Annotated in this window: 15 protein-coding genes; 6 read left to right on the top strand and 9 right to left on the bottom strand. The window is 64.6% G+C overall.

What is annotated here, in order from left to right; genetic code table 11:
* The first annotated feature begins 19 nt into the window (after nt 1-19).
* On the top strand, nt 20-442 hold the full coding sequence (locus tag L0C21_RS12485; RefSeq protein ID WP_259278665.1) for a SufE family protein: 423 nt from the start codon (nt 20-22) through the stop codon (nt 440-442).
* 83 nt (nt 443-525) lie between these two features.
* Here the strand turns inward: L0C21_RS12485 and L0C21_RS12480 are convergent, their stop codons facing one another.
* Both L0C21_RS12480 and L0C21_RS12475 read right to left on the bottom strand, forming a co-directional pair.
* On the bottom strand, nt 526-1,038 hold the full coding sequence (locus L0C21_RS12480; RefSeq protein ID WP_259278664.1) for a J domain-containing protein: 513 nt from the start codon (nt 1,036-1,038) through the stop codon (nt 526-528).
* Nucleotides 1,039-1,150: 112 nt separating this feature from the next.
* Nucleotides 1,151-1,621 (bottom strand): hypothetical protein, encoded by a 471-nt coding sequence (locus L0C21_RS12475; protein WP_259278663.1) that lies wholly within the window; start codon nt 1,619-1,621, stop codon nt 1,151-1,153.
* Nucleotides 1,622-1,728: 107 nt separating this feature from the next.
* Here L0C21_RS12475 and L0C21_RS12470 point away from each other — a divergent pair, with 107 nt between their 5' ends.
* A complete protein-coding gene (locus tag L0C21_RS12470; RefSeq protein ID WP_259278662.1) occupies nt 1,729-2,505 on the top strand; it encodes a hypothetical protein in 777 nt (258 codons plus the stop codon).
* A gap of 92 nt (nt 2,506-2,597) precedes the next feature.
* Here the strand turns inward: L0C21_RS12470 and L0C21_RS12465 are convergent, their stop codons facing one another.
* The 6 genes from L0C21_RS12465 to L0C21_RS12440 all read right to left on the bottom strand — a co-directional run bounded on the left by L0C21_RS12465 (nt 2,598) and on the right by L0C21_RS12440 (nt 9,290).
* Nucleotides 2,598-4,199 carry a phosphoenolpyruvate carboxykinase gene (locus L0C21_RS12465; RefSeq protein WP_259278661.1) on the bottom strand — a complete coding sequence of 534 codons (1,602 nt, stop codon included), beginning with the start codon at nt 4,197-4,199 and terminating at the stop codon, nt 2,598-2,600.
* 335 nt (nt 4,200-4,534) lie between these two features.
* Complete coding sequence (locus L0C21_RS12460; protein ID WP_259278660.1) at nt 4,535-5,092, bottom strand: DUF2267 domain-containing protein; 558 nt, start codon at nt 5,090-5,092, stop codon at nt 4,535-4,537.
* Nucleotides 5,093-5,161: 69 nt separating this feature from the next.
* The gene (locus L0C21_RS12455; protein ID WP_259278659.1) at nt 5,162-6,322 is read right to left on the bottom strand and encodes a CBS domain-containing protein; all 1,161 of its coding nucleotides are present in this window, start codon (nt 6,320-6,322) and stop codon (nt 5,162-5,164) included.
* A 14-nt stretch (nt 6,323-6,336) separates the two neighbouring features.
* On the bottom strand, nt 6,337-7,671 hold the full coding sequence (locus L0C21_RS12450) for an erythromycin esterase family protein (protein ID WP_259278658.1): 1,335 nt from the start codon (nt 7,669-7,671) through the stop codon (nt 6,337-6,339).
* Nucleotides 7,672-7,990: 319 nt separating this feature from the next.
* Nucleotides 7,991-8,287: a hypothetical protein gene (locus L0C21_RS12445; RefSeq protein ID WP_259278657.1), complete on the bottom strand. Its 297-nt coding sequence runs from the start codon at nt 8,285-8,287 to the stop codon at nt 7,991-7,993.
* On the bottom strand, nt 8,205-9,290 hold the full coding sequence (locus L0C21_RS12440; protein WP_259278656.1) for an NAD(P)/FAD-dependent oxidoreductase: 1,086 nt from the start codon (nt 9,288-9,290) through the stop codon (nt 8,205-8,207). Before L0C21_RS12440 ends, L0C21_RS12445 begins: the two co-directional genes overlap by 83 nt.
* Before the next feature lie 208 nt (nt 9,291-9,498).
* Here L0C21_RS12440 and L0C21_RS12435 point away from each other — a divergent pair, with 208 nt between their 5' ends.
* Nucleotides 9,499-9,756 (top strand): hypothetical protein, encoded by a 258-nt coding sequence (locus L0C21_RS12435; protein ID WP_259278655.1) that lies wholly within the window; start codon nt 9,499-9,501, stop codon nt 9,754-9,756.
* Between the two features lie 199 nt (nt 9,757-9,955).
* Nucleotides 9,956-10,351, top strand: coding sequence for a hypothetical protein (locus L0C21_RS12430; protein ID WP_259278654.1), 396 nt, complete (start codon nt 9,956-9,958; stop codon nt 10,349-10,351).
* 24 nt (nt 10,352-10,375) lie between these two features.
* On the opposite strand, the gene hutI is transcribed toward L0C21_RS12430, so the two are convergent.
* Nucleotides 10,376-11,647, bottom strand: coding sequence for an imidazolonepropionase (gene hutI, locus L0C21_RS12425; RefSeq protein WP_259278653.1), 1,272 nt, complete (start codon nt 11,645-11,647; stop codon nt 10,376-10,378).
* A gap of 83 nt (nt 11,648-11,730) precedes the next feature.
* On the opposite strand from hutI, the gene L0C21_RS12420 reads away from it, so the two are divergent.
* Both L0C21_RS12420 and hutC read left to right on the top strand, forming a co-directional pair.
* Nucleotides 11,731-13,107, top strand: coding sequence for a formimidoylglutamate deiminase (locus tag L0C21_RS12420; protein ID WP_259278652.1), 1,377 nt, complete (start codon nt 11,731-11,733; stop codon nt 13,105-13,107).
* A gap of 46 nt (nt 13,108-13,153) precedes the next feature.
* Nucleotides 13,154-13,852, top strand: a complete 699-nt coding sequence (gene hutC / locus L0C21_RS12415; protein WP_259278651.1) for a histidine utilization transcriptional repressor HutC — start codon at nt 13,154-13,156, stop codon at nt 13,850-13,852.
* Nucleotides 13,853-14,108 lie beyond the last annotated feature (256 nt).

Genomic DNA, 14,108 nt, shown 5'->3' with positions numbered 1-14,108 from the left:
CTTCGCCAAATCAGAGGCCATGACCAAGCCGCTTTCGTTTGATGACCTCCAGGCCGATTTCGAGCTGTTCGAGGACTGGGAGGACAAGTACCGGACGCTCATCGAGCTGGGCCGGACGCTGGAGCCCATGCCCGATGCGCTGAAGACCGACGCCACCAAGGTGCGCGGCTGTTCGAGCCAGGTGTGGTTCTTCGCGGAGCCGCGCGAGGGCGGGAGGCTGCATTTCCTTGGCGACAGCGACGCGCATATCGTGCGTGGGCTGATCGCGGTCTTGTTCCTGCTGTTCCAGGACAAGACGCCCGCCGAGATTCAGACTATCGATGCCAGGGCGCGCCTGGGCGACCTGGGGCTGGCGGGGCACCTCTCCCCCACCCGCACCAACGGGCTCTACTCGATGGTGGCCAAGATCCAGTCCCTGGCGCAGGAAGCTGCCGCGGCGTGAAACGGGGCGAGGGCATACCCTCGCACGGTGCAAAAAGAATGGGGTGCAGAGGGCCGAATCCCTGCAAATCTGAATAGTCCCGCTTAATCTTGGCCAGCGCCGTTGCCGCGCTTGTTCAGCAACTCGTAGGCCTTCTGCACTTCGTGGAAGCGAGCGGCGGCGGCGGGGTCGTTAGGGTTGTGGTCCGGGTGGTTCTGCTTGGCGAGCTTGCGGTAGGCGGATTTGATCTGCGTCTCCGTCGCGCCCGCCTCCAAGCCGAGCGTTGCCAGCGCCTCGCGTTCCGGCGACAGGCTGGTGGAGGAGAAGGGGCTGGCCTGGCGAAAGCCCCGGTTGACGCGCTCTTCCTCGGCAGCGCGGGCGGCGGCTTCCTCCGCGCTCATGCCCGCGAAGTAGTTCCAGTTCCGGTTATACTCGGCGGCGTGTTCCTGGCAGAACCACCACTTCTCATTGCTGTGGGGCGACTTGGGCGCGGGGCACTCGCCCGGCTGGCCGCAGCCTTCCCGGTCGCACGGGCGCACGGTCTGGGCCTCGCGTTCCTGGCCATAGGCACGCCAGCGCGGAAAGCCCCAGTCCATGTTGCGCCGCGCGCGCGCCATCCCATGCTCCTGTCGAGTTGCGTGATGGAAGAGTGCTTCACATACGTTCGCCCATGGGGGCAAATCAAGACATGCGGGCGTGACATTTTGAATGTTGCGGTGAAGCTGCTCTCTAGAACGGCAGTCGTGCGAGGTCCGGCTCCACCCAGTCGTGGCGGGCGGGAATGGAAAACAGCGCCTCGCGGCTCCAGAAGCGCAAGGGGTAGGCGCGCTCGCCCATCTCGCTGGCGAGTAGGCGGTTGCAGAGGGGAAGCATGTCGGCTTCCGATGCGGCCTGCTCGGTGGCGGCGAAGGCGCGAATGGCCCGAATGTAAAATTGGGTGATGGTTTCGTGGTAGCCGCTGGTGTCGGTGTTTTCGGTGCCTACCGAGACATTGTAGCGGCGGATGATGCCGGGCAGCTCTGCCTCCAGAGCGATCTCAGGGCGGCGCAGCATGAGATAGAGGCAAGCGGCAAGGTGCGCCTCGTGCGTCCAGCGGGGCCTCGGCAGGGTGCAGGCCAGCAGCCCTTCGCCGACTTCGATAATTTCTGCCTCATGCGTGAAGAGGCGTGGAGGAATGCAGATGTCGTCTCGGCCGGTCATGGGCGGATGTTGCCAGTGAAATTCAACTGATGGAAGCGGCTGGCTGACACGTCGGGCGGTGGTTAGCCTGCCGTAACGGGGTTTGGGGCAGGGGAGAGACCATCTCAATGAGAGCCGTGCTTTGGGGTGTGCTGACATTTGTTGCTTTTGTCGCCGCTTGTTTCAGCGCAACTGCCCTGCCAGCCTTGAGCTGGACCGCCCTGGCGGTCTTTGGCTACGTGCGTATGGTGCTGGCGTCCAAGTGGCTGTCGGCGAAATATAACCTGACGGGCGATGAGGCAGCCGCGCCATTATCTTTGGGGAGAACGCTACTTATACATTTTGGGCTTGCATGTTTTGTCCTGTTCTTTCCCGTGTTGGTTTGGTGGGGATGGCTCCAAAGTCATTATGGACCAGACTGGAAGCCGGTCGAACGCGAGGAGCTTCATGCTGTTACGGGCGAATTGCAGGTCCGGTACGGCAAATACGTCCTTATGACTCCGGCAAGGCCCGTATATCTCCACTGTGTGCGTTTCGTGAGGGGGCCAATCCCGGACCAAACTTGCTTGCCAAAGCACATCAAGGATTACGCAGGGCGGCAGGTAAAAGTTCTTTTCGGAGAGCCGCTTGGCGACAAGTATCAAGCAACCTTTTTCGAAATAGTGTCAGGAGACGATGTCCTGTTCAGTTACGATCGTGTTCTTGAGCGTCAGGCTGGAAGAATAAGTCAGGCCAGGAATGAGGGGGCATTCTATCCTGCGTTCGTTACGCTGGTTTCTGTGCCATATCTCGTTGTCTTCTGGATTAATCATCTTCGAGCCCCCAAGAAGCGCGTCGTTGCCTTTCCTCCCAACCTTGCTCCAGAAGTCACTGCCCCGAATAACGAAAGGGAGCGCGAGGGGTGAACCCCTCGCAAAAAACTCCCTTGAAGAGCACATAAAAAAACGGGCCGGGGGTGAACCCGGCCCGTTTTTCATTCTCAGGCGAGAGCTGAGGCTCAGGCGGCTTTCGGGGCGGCCTGGAGGACGCTTTCATCGACGTGGGCCTCGAACTGGGCGAAGTTCTCGATGAACTGCTTCACCAGCTTCTGGGCGGTGGCGTCGAAGGCGTCCTTGTCGGCCCAGGTGCCGCGCGGATCGAGGAGCGCGCTGTCAACGCCCGGCACGGACACCGGCACTTCGAAGCCGAAGTTCGGATCGATGCGGAACTCGACGTTGTTCAGCGAGCCATCGAGCGCTGCGTTGAGGAGCGCGCGGGTGGCCTTGATCGGCATGCGGTTGCCGACGCCGTACGGGCCGCCGGTCCAGCCGGTGTTGACCAGCCAGCAGGTGACGCCGCCCTTGTTGATGCGCTCCTTCAGGAGGTTGCCGTAGACGCTCGGGTGGCGCGGCATGAACGGTGCGCCGAAGCAGGTGGAGAAGGTGGCCTGCGGCTCCTTCACGCCGATTTCGGTGCCGGCGACGCGGGCAGTGTAGCCCGACAGGAAGTGGTACATCGCCTGTTCCGGCGTCAGGCGCGCGATCGGCGGCAGCACGCCGTAGGCGTCCGCCGTCAGCATGATGATGTTCTTCGGAACCGGACCCAGGTTCTTCTCGCTGGAGTTCGGAATGAAGTCGATCGGGTAGGCGCCGCGGGTGTTCTCGGCCTTGGTGGCGTCGTCCAGGTCCAGCTCGCGGGTGGCGGGGTCGATCACCACGTTCTCCAGCACCGTGCCGAAACGCTTGGTGGTGGCGAAGATCTCCGGCTCGGCCTCGGCCGACAGGCGGATCATCTTGGCGTAGCAGCCGCCCTCGAAGTTGAACACGGCGGTGTCGGACCAGCCGTGCTCGTCGTCACCGATGAGGGTGCGCGAGGCGTCGGCCGAAAGGGTGGTCTTGCCGGTGCCGGACAGGCCGAAGAACACGGCGGTGTCGCCCTTGGGGCCGATGTTGGCCGAGCAGTGCATCGGCATCACGCCCTGTTCCGGCAGGCGGTAGTTGAGGATGGAGAAGACCGACTTCTTCATCTCGCCCGCGTAGCGGGTGCCGCCGATGAGGATGATCTTCTTGGTGAAGTTGACCGCGATCACCGTTTCCGAGCGGGTGCCGTGACGGGCGGGGTCGGCCTGAAAGGTCGGCAGGTCGATGATGGTGAACTCAGGCAGAAAGCCCGGCAGCTCGGAGGCCGAGGGACGCACCAGCATGGTGCGGATGAACAGGGAGTGCCACGCCAGCTCGTTGATGACGCGCACGTTGATGCGGTATTCCGGCTGCGAGCCGCCGTAGAGATCCTGAACGAACAGTTCCTTGCCCTTCAGGTGGGCGAGGAAGTCCTGGTGCAGCACGTCGAACTGTTCCGGCGTCATCGGCTGGTTGGTCTTGCCCCACCAGATGGTGTTCTCGGTCAGCGCGTCCTTCACCGTGAACTTGTCGTTGGCCGAACGGCCGGTGTGCTTGCCGGTTTCCACCACCAGCGGGCCGTCCTTGGCCAGGAGCCCTTCGCCGCGGCGCACCGCTTCCTCGACCAGCTGGGGCGTGCCGAGGTTCCAATACTCCGCCGGAGCATCCGCGATACCAAGTTTATCCAGACCAAAAGACGAGGTGGTGCCGTAGCGAGTCACAGGATCCTCCGTAGCTCGAGGGGTAACGATTGACGGCCTTGTGACGAGCACAGGACCGCAAATCAAGGATTTTGAGTGGCCTGCGGCCAAGTTTTACAGGCCTTGCCTCAGAAATATCTGAGAAAATCTGAAAATCTACCGCCTTGGCTGAAATTGCGACACTGTGGTCTGGCAAAATTTGAAAAGATAGCGCTAACAATCACGAGTTGAGTAATCTTGGTTTTATACAAGGCTCGGCTGTTATAATTGCGCCAATGTCCAGCGCTGTCATGCCTGCACGCCGTTTTAGCTTCGGGGCCATGACAGGATGAGAGATTTCATTACAAAAACTATTTTTATGTATTGCGGTCGGTAGAGCCGCCTGGCGTAGCGCCGCGCCCGGCTCCGGTCCAATCCTGGGGCCTGCGTTCGCCGGCGGCGCTGCGGCTGGCGGCGGTGTCCTGGTGAGCGCCGGGGCCGGTGTCGGGCTCGACGTCGAACAGCACGCGGATTTCCTGCGGCAGCGAACCCTTGACCTTCTCGATCATCGGCTGGGGCAGGTGGCGCTGGAGCGTCTTGAACACGGCAATGCTCGAGGTGCGGGGGCTGACCGGCCCGATATTGCCGAAGCGCTGGGCAACGACGCTGACAAATTCATCTTGCGAGCGGATGGCCGATGGCGCGTCGGACGGGCGGTAGCCGTCGTAGAAAACGCCGCGCACCAGAATGGGCAGCTCGGCGGCCAGGTGGGCCGATTGGTCAACGGTCAGCCGGTCGCGCAGGGTGGTGAGAACGGCGCGCAGGGCATGGTAGCAGCGCTGCTTGTCTGGCCCAACGATTTCGCCGATATCGTTCAGCCAGATGTGGGTGGTTTGCAGGGTCTTGTCGAATACGTCCAGTCCGGTAGTGCTCATGGATGCCTCCATTCGGCACGGACGGTTATCGTCGGGGAGGGGCGCCCCGTCTCCGGGGCGCCGGCAGGATCATCGATCAGGCTCGGACGGCTCGGAAATGCCCTCGAGCGCTTCTTCGGCAACTTCGTCGCTCTTGGTGGCGATGTCGCCGAGCGAGACGATGCCGACGAGATTATGGTCGCGGTCCACCACGGGCACGCGGCGGATCTGGGTGTCGCCCATCTTCTCGATGACGGACTCCACATCCTCGTCCTCGAAACACCAGCGCACGTTGGAGGACATGGCCTCTTCCACCCGGCAGCTCTCCGGGTTCTTGCCGAGCGCGGTGACGCGAACGGTCAGATCGCGGTCGGTGACCATGCCGACGATGCGCCGGCCGTCGCAGACGGGCAGCACGCCGACATTCAGCTCGTCCATGATCTGCGCGGCCCGGCGGGCGCTGTCATTGGGAGAAACGACAGTGACGTCCCGCGTCATGATATCGGCAACCTTCATGGGAAACCTCCTTGTGGATGAGTGTGGTGAGTAATCAACGGCTGGCGGCCGCACGGTTCCGCCAAGAATGGTAGGCGGCGCAGCGTTGGCCAGCGCCTCGATGACCTCGGCGTCGCTGGTCTGATCGAAATGGGCGTAGGCGAGCCCCACGGCATGGAACGGCTCGGGCGTGGCAAGGCACACGGTGTCGTCCGCCTCCAGCTCCAGGCTTTCGAGCGTCTCGCGCGGGGCAACGGGCACCGCCAGCACCACCTTGCGCGCGCCGGCCTGGCGCAGCGAGCGCAGCACCACGCGCGTGGTCGCGCCGGTGGCGATGCCGTCGTCCACCAGAATGATGGTGCGGTCCCGCACCCTGAGGGGCGGCCGGCCCTCGCGGTAGAGGGCGCGCCGCCGCTCGATCTCCATGATCTCTTCCCGCGTTCGCGCCTCGATATATTCCGGCGACGGCTTGAGCAGCTGGACCACATCTTCGTTGAGCAGGGTTTGGGGCGGATTCCCGTCCACCACGGCACCGAGCGCCAGCTCGGGCGCGCCGGGCGCGCCGATCTTGCGGACCAGCGCCACATCCAGCTCCGCGCCCAGAATGTTTGCCACTTCCAGTCCCACCGGCACGCCGCCGCGCGGCAGGGCCAGAACGAGCGGATTTTCGTGGCGGTATTGCAGCAGGGCATAGCCCAGGCGATGACCGGCATCCTTCCGGTCGGTGAACAGCGGGGTACGGGTAAACAGGGCCATGGTGTCTCCCTCGATTAGACGCCGAAGGGGTAGGTATCGGGCATGCCGTGCGGGCGGCCCGTCGGCAGCGGCGTGACGGCGCGGGTTTCCTCGAACCAGACGAAGGCATCGAACTGGTCGGCCATCACCGCGTCGTAGTAGTGGCTGGCCAGCTCTGTCTCCGGCCGGTAGATGACGCCGATGGCGCGGCCCAGCCGCTCCTGCGAGAGCACGTCGCGCAGCGCGCGGTTGCCGGAGAGGCCCCAGTCGGTCAGCGACACCGGAATGCGCGCCTCGCGGAAGGCGGCCTCGTAGCTGTCCGGCCGGGCCGGGCGCACGTTCTTGATCCGCATGGGCTCGCCCCAGTCATCCGCCGCTGCCACCGTGCCCCGGTCGGTGCCGAAGCCCACCAGCGCGCAGGCGTTGCCGAAGGCGGTGCGGCACAGCTCGCCAATATTGAATTCGCCCCGCCAGCCCATGGAGGTGGCGGAGGCGTTGCCGATGTGGCTGTTGTGTGCCCAGACGATCGCCCTGGCATCCGGTCCCCGCGCTTCGAGGAGACGCTGGAGCGTATCGAACATGTGCCGGTCGCGCAGATTCCAGCTCTCGGCCGAGCCCAGGTACATGATGCGGTAATACTGCTCCGCCGCGCGGACGATGCGGGCATTTTGCGCCGCATCGAAAAAGGCCTCGCCGTCCTGCCGCAGATTGTCAAGCCGCGCCTCCAGCAGGGCCTGAAGCTGCTCCACCACCGCCTCCTCGCAGGAGGATTTGCGGCCTACCATGACGGCGTGGCCATAGCGTTCCGGCTCCTCCTGCCAGGGGTTGAGGCAGCCGTAGCGGCGGCGGGCTTCCCGCGCGCCTTCGGCATCGTTGGCTTCCAGATATTCCAGCACCGCCTCGATGGAGGCGGAGAGGCTGTAGACATCGAGCCCGCGAAATTCGACGCGCTCCTGCTCCGGCAGGCCCGCGTTGTGGCAGTGCAGCCAGCGGATGAAATCATCCACTTCCGCGTTGCGCCACATCCAGGTGGGGAAACGGGTGAAGGCATGGCGCAATGTCGGCGCGCGGGCGCAGTGGCGCACGAAATCATCGATGCGCGCGGCATCGGGCCAGTCCGCCTCGACGGCGACAATGTTGAAGCCGTGGTTCTCGATCAGGTGCCGGGTGATGGCGGCGCGGGCGCGATAAAATTCCGATGTGCCATGCGTCGCCTCGCCCAGCGCCACGACGCGCTTGCCTCCAAGCCGGGAGAACAGCGCGCCGAAGGCGGGGTCGGCCAGATCCGGCAGCGCCTCTCCGGCGTGCGACAGGGCCTCGGCCAGTTCGGCGAGCCGCTCCTGTACCTGCTTGTCGGCAACCAAGACCATGGTCTGATCTTCCCCTTCCTACATCCTGAAAAATGGCGGGCGCAAAACATGGCTGGCCGACGCGAGGGTATTCACCGCGCCCGAGGCGTTGAAACCGGGCGAGGGCTTCCATCCAGCACCGGTTTGCGGTCATCTCCTAGAACGTGAGCGTGCGCGGGCGTGTTCCTGCAAAAAACAATGGCGCAGCCCTGGGGGGAGGGGCTGCGCCAAGCAGGAACAAGGATGTCATCTGGGTGTGATGCTTCTGGAACGGCCAACCCCTGGTGCGGTTCCTGAGATTTTCTCCAAAACGGTTCCTGGCGGGCAGACAGCCGCTGGATCATTCCTCACGCAACGGGGCGCGGCATTCGGGCACGACGGCGACTTCCGGCTGCGATAGGCTGACCAGCCGCGCGCCCCTCCTGCGGGTGGCATAGGCCCACAGCCAGCGGAAGGTGACGATCATGCGATTGTCGAAACCGTTGAGCAGGTAGACGTGGACAATGCCCCACACCAGCCAGGCGATAAATCCACGGAGGGTGAAGCGCCTGAAGTCAGCAACGGCGGCGTTGCGCCCGATGGTGGCGAGGTTGCCCTTGTCGCGATAGTGGAAGGGGGGCGGACGGCGGCTCGCCATTGATGCGGCGGGCGAGCGCCCGGCCCAGCCATTCGCCTTCCTGATCGGCCACCTGGGCAAGGCCGGGCAGAACCGTGCCGTCCGGCAGGGTGGCCAGGGCAGCGTCTCCGAGCACGTAAACCCCGTCGAGACTGGGGACGGAAAAATCCCGGTCGACGGTCACGCGGCCGAGCCGATCGGTCTCCACACCCAGCCATTGTCCGACCGGCGTGGCCATGACGCCCGCACCCCAGATCACCGTGGCTGCGGGCAGAAGCGCGCCGTCCAGCATCACGCCTTCGGAATTGATGTTGGTTACGCGCGTGCGGGTGAGCACATGCACGCCAAGGCGCGCTAGGGCCTGTTCCGCATAGGCGGTAAGAGCATGGGGGAACTGGGCGAGGATGCGCTCGCCCGCCTCCACCAGAACAATTTTCGCCATGGCCGGGTTGATGATGCGGAATTCCTCCCGCAGCGTGTGCCGGGCCAGTTCAGCCAGCGCGCCGGCAATCTCGACACCGGTCGGCCCGCCGCCGATCACCACGAAGCGCAGCAGCCGCGTGCGCTCCGCGGTGTCGTGGCAGAACTCCGCCTGCTCGAATGCGGCCAGCACCCGCGCGCGGATACGGCGAGCATCGTCAATGGTCTTGAGGCCAGGGGCAAAACGCGCCCACGCATCGTTGCCGAAATAGCTGTGGCGGGAGCCGGTGGCGATAATCAGGTAATCATAATGGAGGAAGCTTTCGCCCATCCACACGCGGTGCGTTTGCGGGTCAATGCCGGTTGCCTCGCCCAGCAGCACCCGGACATTGCGATGGCGGCGCAGGATGTGGCGGATTGGCTGGGCAATGTCACCCGGCGCCAGCTCGGCGGTCGCCACCTGATACAGCAGCGGCTGAAACAGATGATGGTTGGTGCGGTCGATAATGGTCACATCCGCCCTGGCTTTCCCGAGTCCCCGCGCAGCGGCGAGCCCGGCAAAACCGGACCCGATGATGACAACCTGGGGGCGGGTGGAGGTCATGACGTGGCCCTTCTGACTCCGGAAAGATGATGCGCTCTAATCCACGGAAGAGGCAGAATTTTTCTAACGACGCAGGGGCTGGCGGTTTCCGCGCGAAGGCCCGGAAAAAAGAAATTCCTCGCGGCCTCTCCTCTGCTTGCACGGCCTAAAAAGAGGGTGTCTTATGTTAAAACCTGGGGGAAGCGAGAATGGGGGGAAGGAGGGAGCAATGTCTCCGAAAGTGTCCAATTCGCCCAAGCTCAACGACCGAACGACGGATGCACCGCGCCGGCCCGATGATGCCTGGTGGAGCAAGGTTCCGGACGATCAGAACGGCGATTCCCTGTACGTCTCGCCGGAGGAAAAGCTGGAAGAGGAAGAAAACAACCCCTGGCATAACCGTGAGAACGACCAGAGCAAATGGCTCGGCCTGCTGCTGGCGGCAGTCGGTCTGGGCGCGATCGGTTATCTCATATCGGGCGTGTAGGCGCTGCATGCCTGCCTGGCGCGTGGTTGAAGCGGCCGCGGCAGCAACCTTCGCAGCGGCAACTCGTTCCCTTGGGTGAGCGGCTGTTGCCAGTAAGGCATGAGGCCGCCTCCACGGGCCGCCGCCCTCATAGGGCGCGCAAGGGCCCCCGTCGTGGCCAGGCAACGGCCGGAGCGGCGGAGAGAACGGAGTTTTCGGTATGAATCCCAAATCGCGTGGCACCGGGCAGATGGGCCAATTTCAGGGGCGGCCGGATGAGGCTCCCCCGGCAACCAGGCGGGGCAGCACCGCGGCGCAGCTGAAGCACGATATCGACAGCGGCCGCACAGGCGACAAGGTGAATTTTCCCGATCCTGCGGCCGCGCCGCTTGGCACGGATGACGAGGCGGGCGGCGTCTCCCACTCTCCCGAGCAGATTCACGAGATGCGCCTGGCTGAAAGCAGCCGGCCGCTCGATGCGCCGGGCGCCGATAGCCGCGGCAATCCGGGCGGGGCGGAAACGCGAGACGCCACTGGCCACACCGCCCGCTGGCTGACCTACCTGGTGGTGGCCATCGCCATTGGCGTGATTATTTATCTGTTCACGAACGTATAGCGCTCCCCGGCGCAAGGCGGGCGATCAGCCGCGCACGCGGTTGCCGGCCCGCACCACGGCCGCGCAGGGGTTGAGCCCGGCGCGGTAGCTCAGTTCGGCAGGGCTGCCGATATCCCAAAGCACGAAGTCGGCCTGGTAGCCGGGGGCGAGAATGCCATGGGTGGCCTCCAGCCCCAGCGCCTTGGCCGCATGGCGGGTGGCGCCGAGCAGCGCCTCCTCGGGCGTGAGGCGGAACAGCACGCACGCCATGTTCATGGCGAGCAAAAGCGAGGTGAGGGGCGAGGTGCCGGGATTGCTGTCGGTCGCGATGGCGATGGGAACGCCCGCCTCCCGCAGCGCGGCGACGGGCGGCAGTTTTTCCTCGCGCAGAAAATAAAAGGCGCCCGGCAGCAGCACGGCAACCGTGCCGCTTTTCGCCATGGCTGAGATGCCCTCGGGCGATACATGCTCCAGGTGGTCGGCCGAAAGTGCGCCGAATTCCGCCGCCAAGGCGGCCCCGCTCATGTCGCTGATCTGCTCGGCATGCAGCTTGACCGGCAGGCCCAGCTTCTTTGCCGCCTCGAAGACCGCGCGGGTTTCCTCAGCGGTGAAGGCGATGCGCTCGCAAAAGGCATCAACTGCATCCACCAGCCCCTCGCTCGCCAATGCGGGCAGCATCTCCTCGCACACAAGGCGAACGTAACCGGCGCGATTGTCCCTGAACTCTGGCGGCAGGGCGTGCGCGCCGAGGAAAGTGGTTTTCACCGTCACCGGCAGTTGCTCGCCGATCATCCGCGCTGCGCGCAGCATGGCGCGCTCGCTCTCCATGTCGAGCCCATAGCCGGATTTGATTTCAAGGGTGGTGACGCCCTCGGCCAGGAGCGCCTCAATACGTGGCAGGCTCTGCGCCACCAGGTCCTCGACGCTGGCGGCGCGGGTGGCGTTGACGGTCGACAGAATGCCGCCGCCCTGCCTGGCGATGACCTCATAAGAGACGCCTTGCAGCCGCTGCTCGAACTCGCCTGCCCGGTTGCCGCCGTGAACGATATGGGTGTGGCAATCGATAAGGCCCGGCGTGACCCAGCGGCCACCGCCGTTTATCACCTGCGCGGCGAGCCAGTCGTCCCGGTGCGCTTCCAGCGCGGCCATGGGGCCGAGCCAGGCGATGCGCTCCCCGCTCACCGCCAGCGCGGCGTTCTCAACAGCGCCGTAGGGCGCGCCGGTTTCTGCCAGGGTGGCGAGGTGTACGTTGGTTAAAAGCCGGTCCCAACGGGTGCCAGGGGGCGGCGGGCTGCCGTAAAATACTGTGTCGCTCATGCCGTGCCGTGTTGTTCGTGCCTTGCCTGCCCTGTACCAAGCGGCTACCTCTGGTATAGACAAGTATAGGCTTTGGGGAAGCCATGGCAACCTTTCGTCTGGAGCGGGCGCTGACGCCCGAGGGCTGGCGCGACGACGTGGCCCTGAGCGTGAATGACGCCGGCATCATCACCGCCGTGGAGCCGGGGCATGTGGTCGCGGCCAGCGCGGAACTGGTGCGCGGCGCGGTGATCCCGGCGCTGTGCAATGCCCACAGCCACGCCTTCCAGCGGGCCATGGCCGGGCAGGCCGAGTGGCGCGGCCCGACGGAAGACAGCTTCTGGACCTGGCGCGAGCGCATGTATGACCTGGCGCTGCGGATCAGCCCTGAGGATCTGCAAATCATCGCCGCCCAGCTTTACGTGGAAATGCTGAAGGCAGGCTACACCCAGGTGTGCGAGTTCCACTACGTACACCATGATGAAACTGGCGCGCCCTACGCTTCGCCCACGGCCCTCTCCGAGGCGATTTTCGCGGCGGCGCGAGAGGCAGGCATCGGCCTGACGCATCTGCCGACGCTCTACCAGACGGCGGATTTCAAGAGCCTCAACGGCACGTTGCGGCAACGGCGGTTTCTCAATGGCGCCGATGCGTTTCTGGAGCTGGTGGGGCGGCTCGACACGCTGGCGGAAAAGCAGAACACCGCCCGGATGGGCGTTGCCTTCCATAGCCTGCGGGCGGTGCCGCCGGAGGCCATGCGCGAGGTGCTGGCGGCGCTTGGCGAGAAGCCGGGGCGGCCCATTCACATTCATATCGCCGAACAGCAGCGCGAGGTGGACGCATGTCTTGCCGCTACGGGGCAGCGGCCGGTGGAGTGGCTGCTCGACAACGCGCCGGTAGGCGAAGGCTGGAGCCTTGTTCACGCAACGCACATGACCGAAAGCGAAACGACGGCGCTTGCGAAGAGCGGTGCGGTTGCCGTGCTGTGCCCCACCACCGAGGCCAACCTGGGCGATGGCCTGTTCCCGCTGCCGCAGTATCTGGCAGCGAGCGGGCGCATCGCCATCGGCAGCGACAGCCATGTTTCGATTTCCGCGACAGAGGAGTTGCGCTGGCTGGAATATGGCCAGCGCCTCAGGCTGGAGAGGCGCAACATTGCCGCCTCCGCCGACGAGCCGCACACCGGCGCGCGGTTGTGGCGGCTTGCGGCAGAAGGCGGCGCGCAGTCAGCGGGCTTGGCCATGGGCGAGATTGCCGTTGGCCACCGCGCCGATCTGCTGGTGATCGATGGAGATGCCCCGGCGCTCGCGGGTCTTGCGGGCGAGATGCTGATGGATGCTTTCATTTTCGCCGGGCAGCCGAACGCCATTCGCCACGTGATGGTGGCGGGCCGCTGGCGCGTGCGGAACGGCTGGCACGAGGGCGAGGAGACTTGCGCCGTTCGCTATCGCCAGGTCATGCGGCGCCTGCTATCGAAATGACGCGCTAAACCCTGCGTTGCGTAACGGAAGCCAGGATACCTGCCCCATGATGCCGCGATACCAGAAGGTGAAAGACCATATCCTCGGCCATATTGGCTCGGGCGCTTGGGGCTCTGGCCATCGCGTGCCATCGGAAAACGAGCTGGTGAAGCTGCTCTGCGTTTCGCGCATGACCGTCAACCGCGCCATGCGCGAACTGGCGGACGAAGGCCTGCTGGTGCGCGTGGCGGGCGTCGGCACCTTCGTTGCGGACCGCACGGCTCACGCTCATCCGCTCGAAGTTCACAACATCGCCAACGAAATCCGCAGCCGCGGCCACGAGCATTCCGTGCAAGTGCTGAAGCTGGAAGCCGTGGAGGCCAGGGGCGACGTGGCGGAGAGCTTCCAGGCAAAGCCCGGCACGCAGGTCTTCCACTCCCTCATGCTCCACTGCGAAAACGGCCTGCCCGTGCAGCTGGAAGACCGCTACGTGAACCCGGCCGTCGCGCCGGATTATCTCAACGTCGATTTCACCGAAACGACAGCGCACCAATACCTCATCGAGGTCGCGCCGTTGCAGGAGGTCGAACACATCCTGCGCGCCGTCATGCCCAAGGCGCAGGTTCGCAAACTCCTCAAGATGCCGGAAGACGAGCCCTGCCTGCTGCTCCAGCGCCGTACATGGTCCGGCGGCGTCGTCGCCACCACCTCGCGCTTCTATTATCCCGGCTCGCGCTACGAGTTCTCCGGCCGCTTCAAGCCGTGAGGAAGATCTGCGGAGGGCTCTCTAACCCTCGCGCGCCCATTCGTTTTTTTGCAAGCGCGTTTCCTGCGACCGCCCGGAATACGTCCGTCTAAGTTGATTTTATGGAGCCGCGACTTGCATCGCGCGTGCGGCCCGAAAAACGATCGGGGCGCAGGGGCCTGAGACCCTCGCAAAGAAAATAACCAAAATCTCAAACTTCGCGCCGCTTGCCAGCGCAGGCGCGGCGATGTAGCTTTCAGGCAAGCTGTCTATACAA

It is taken from the genome of Pedomonas mirosovicensis (assembly GCF_022569295.1).
GTDB classification, from domain to species: Bacteria; Pseudomonadota; Alphaproteobacteria; order Sphingomonadales; family Sphingomonadaceae; genus Pedomonas; species Pedomonas mirosovicensis.
This window is presented reverse-complemented; position numbering and strand designations above follow the sequence as displayed.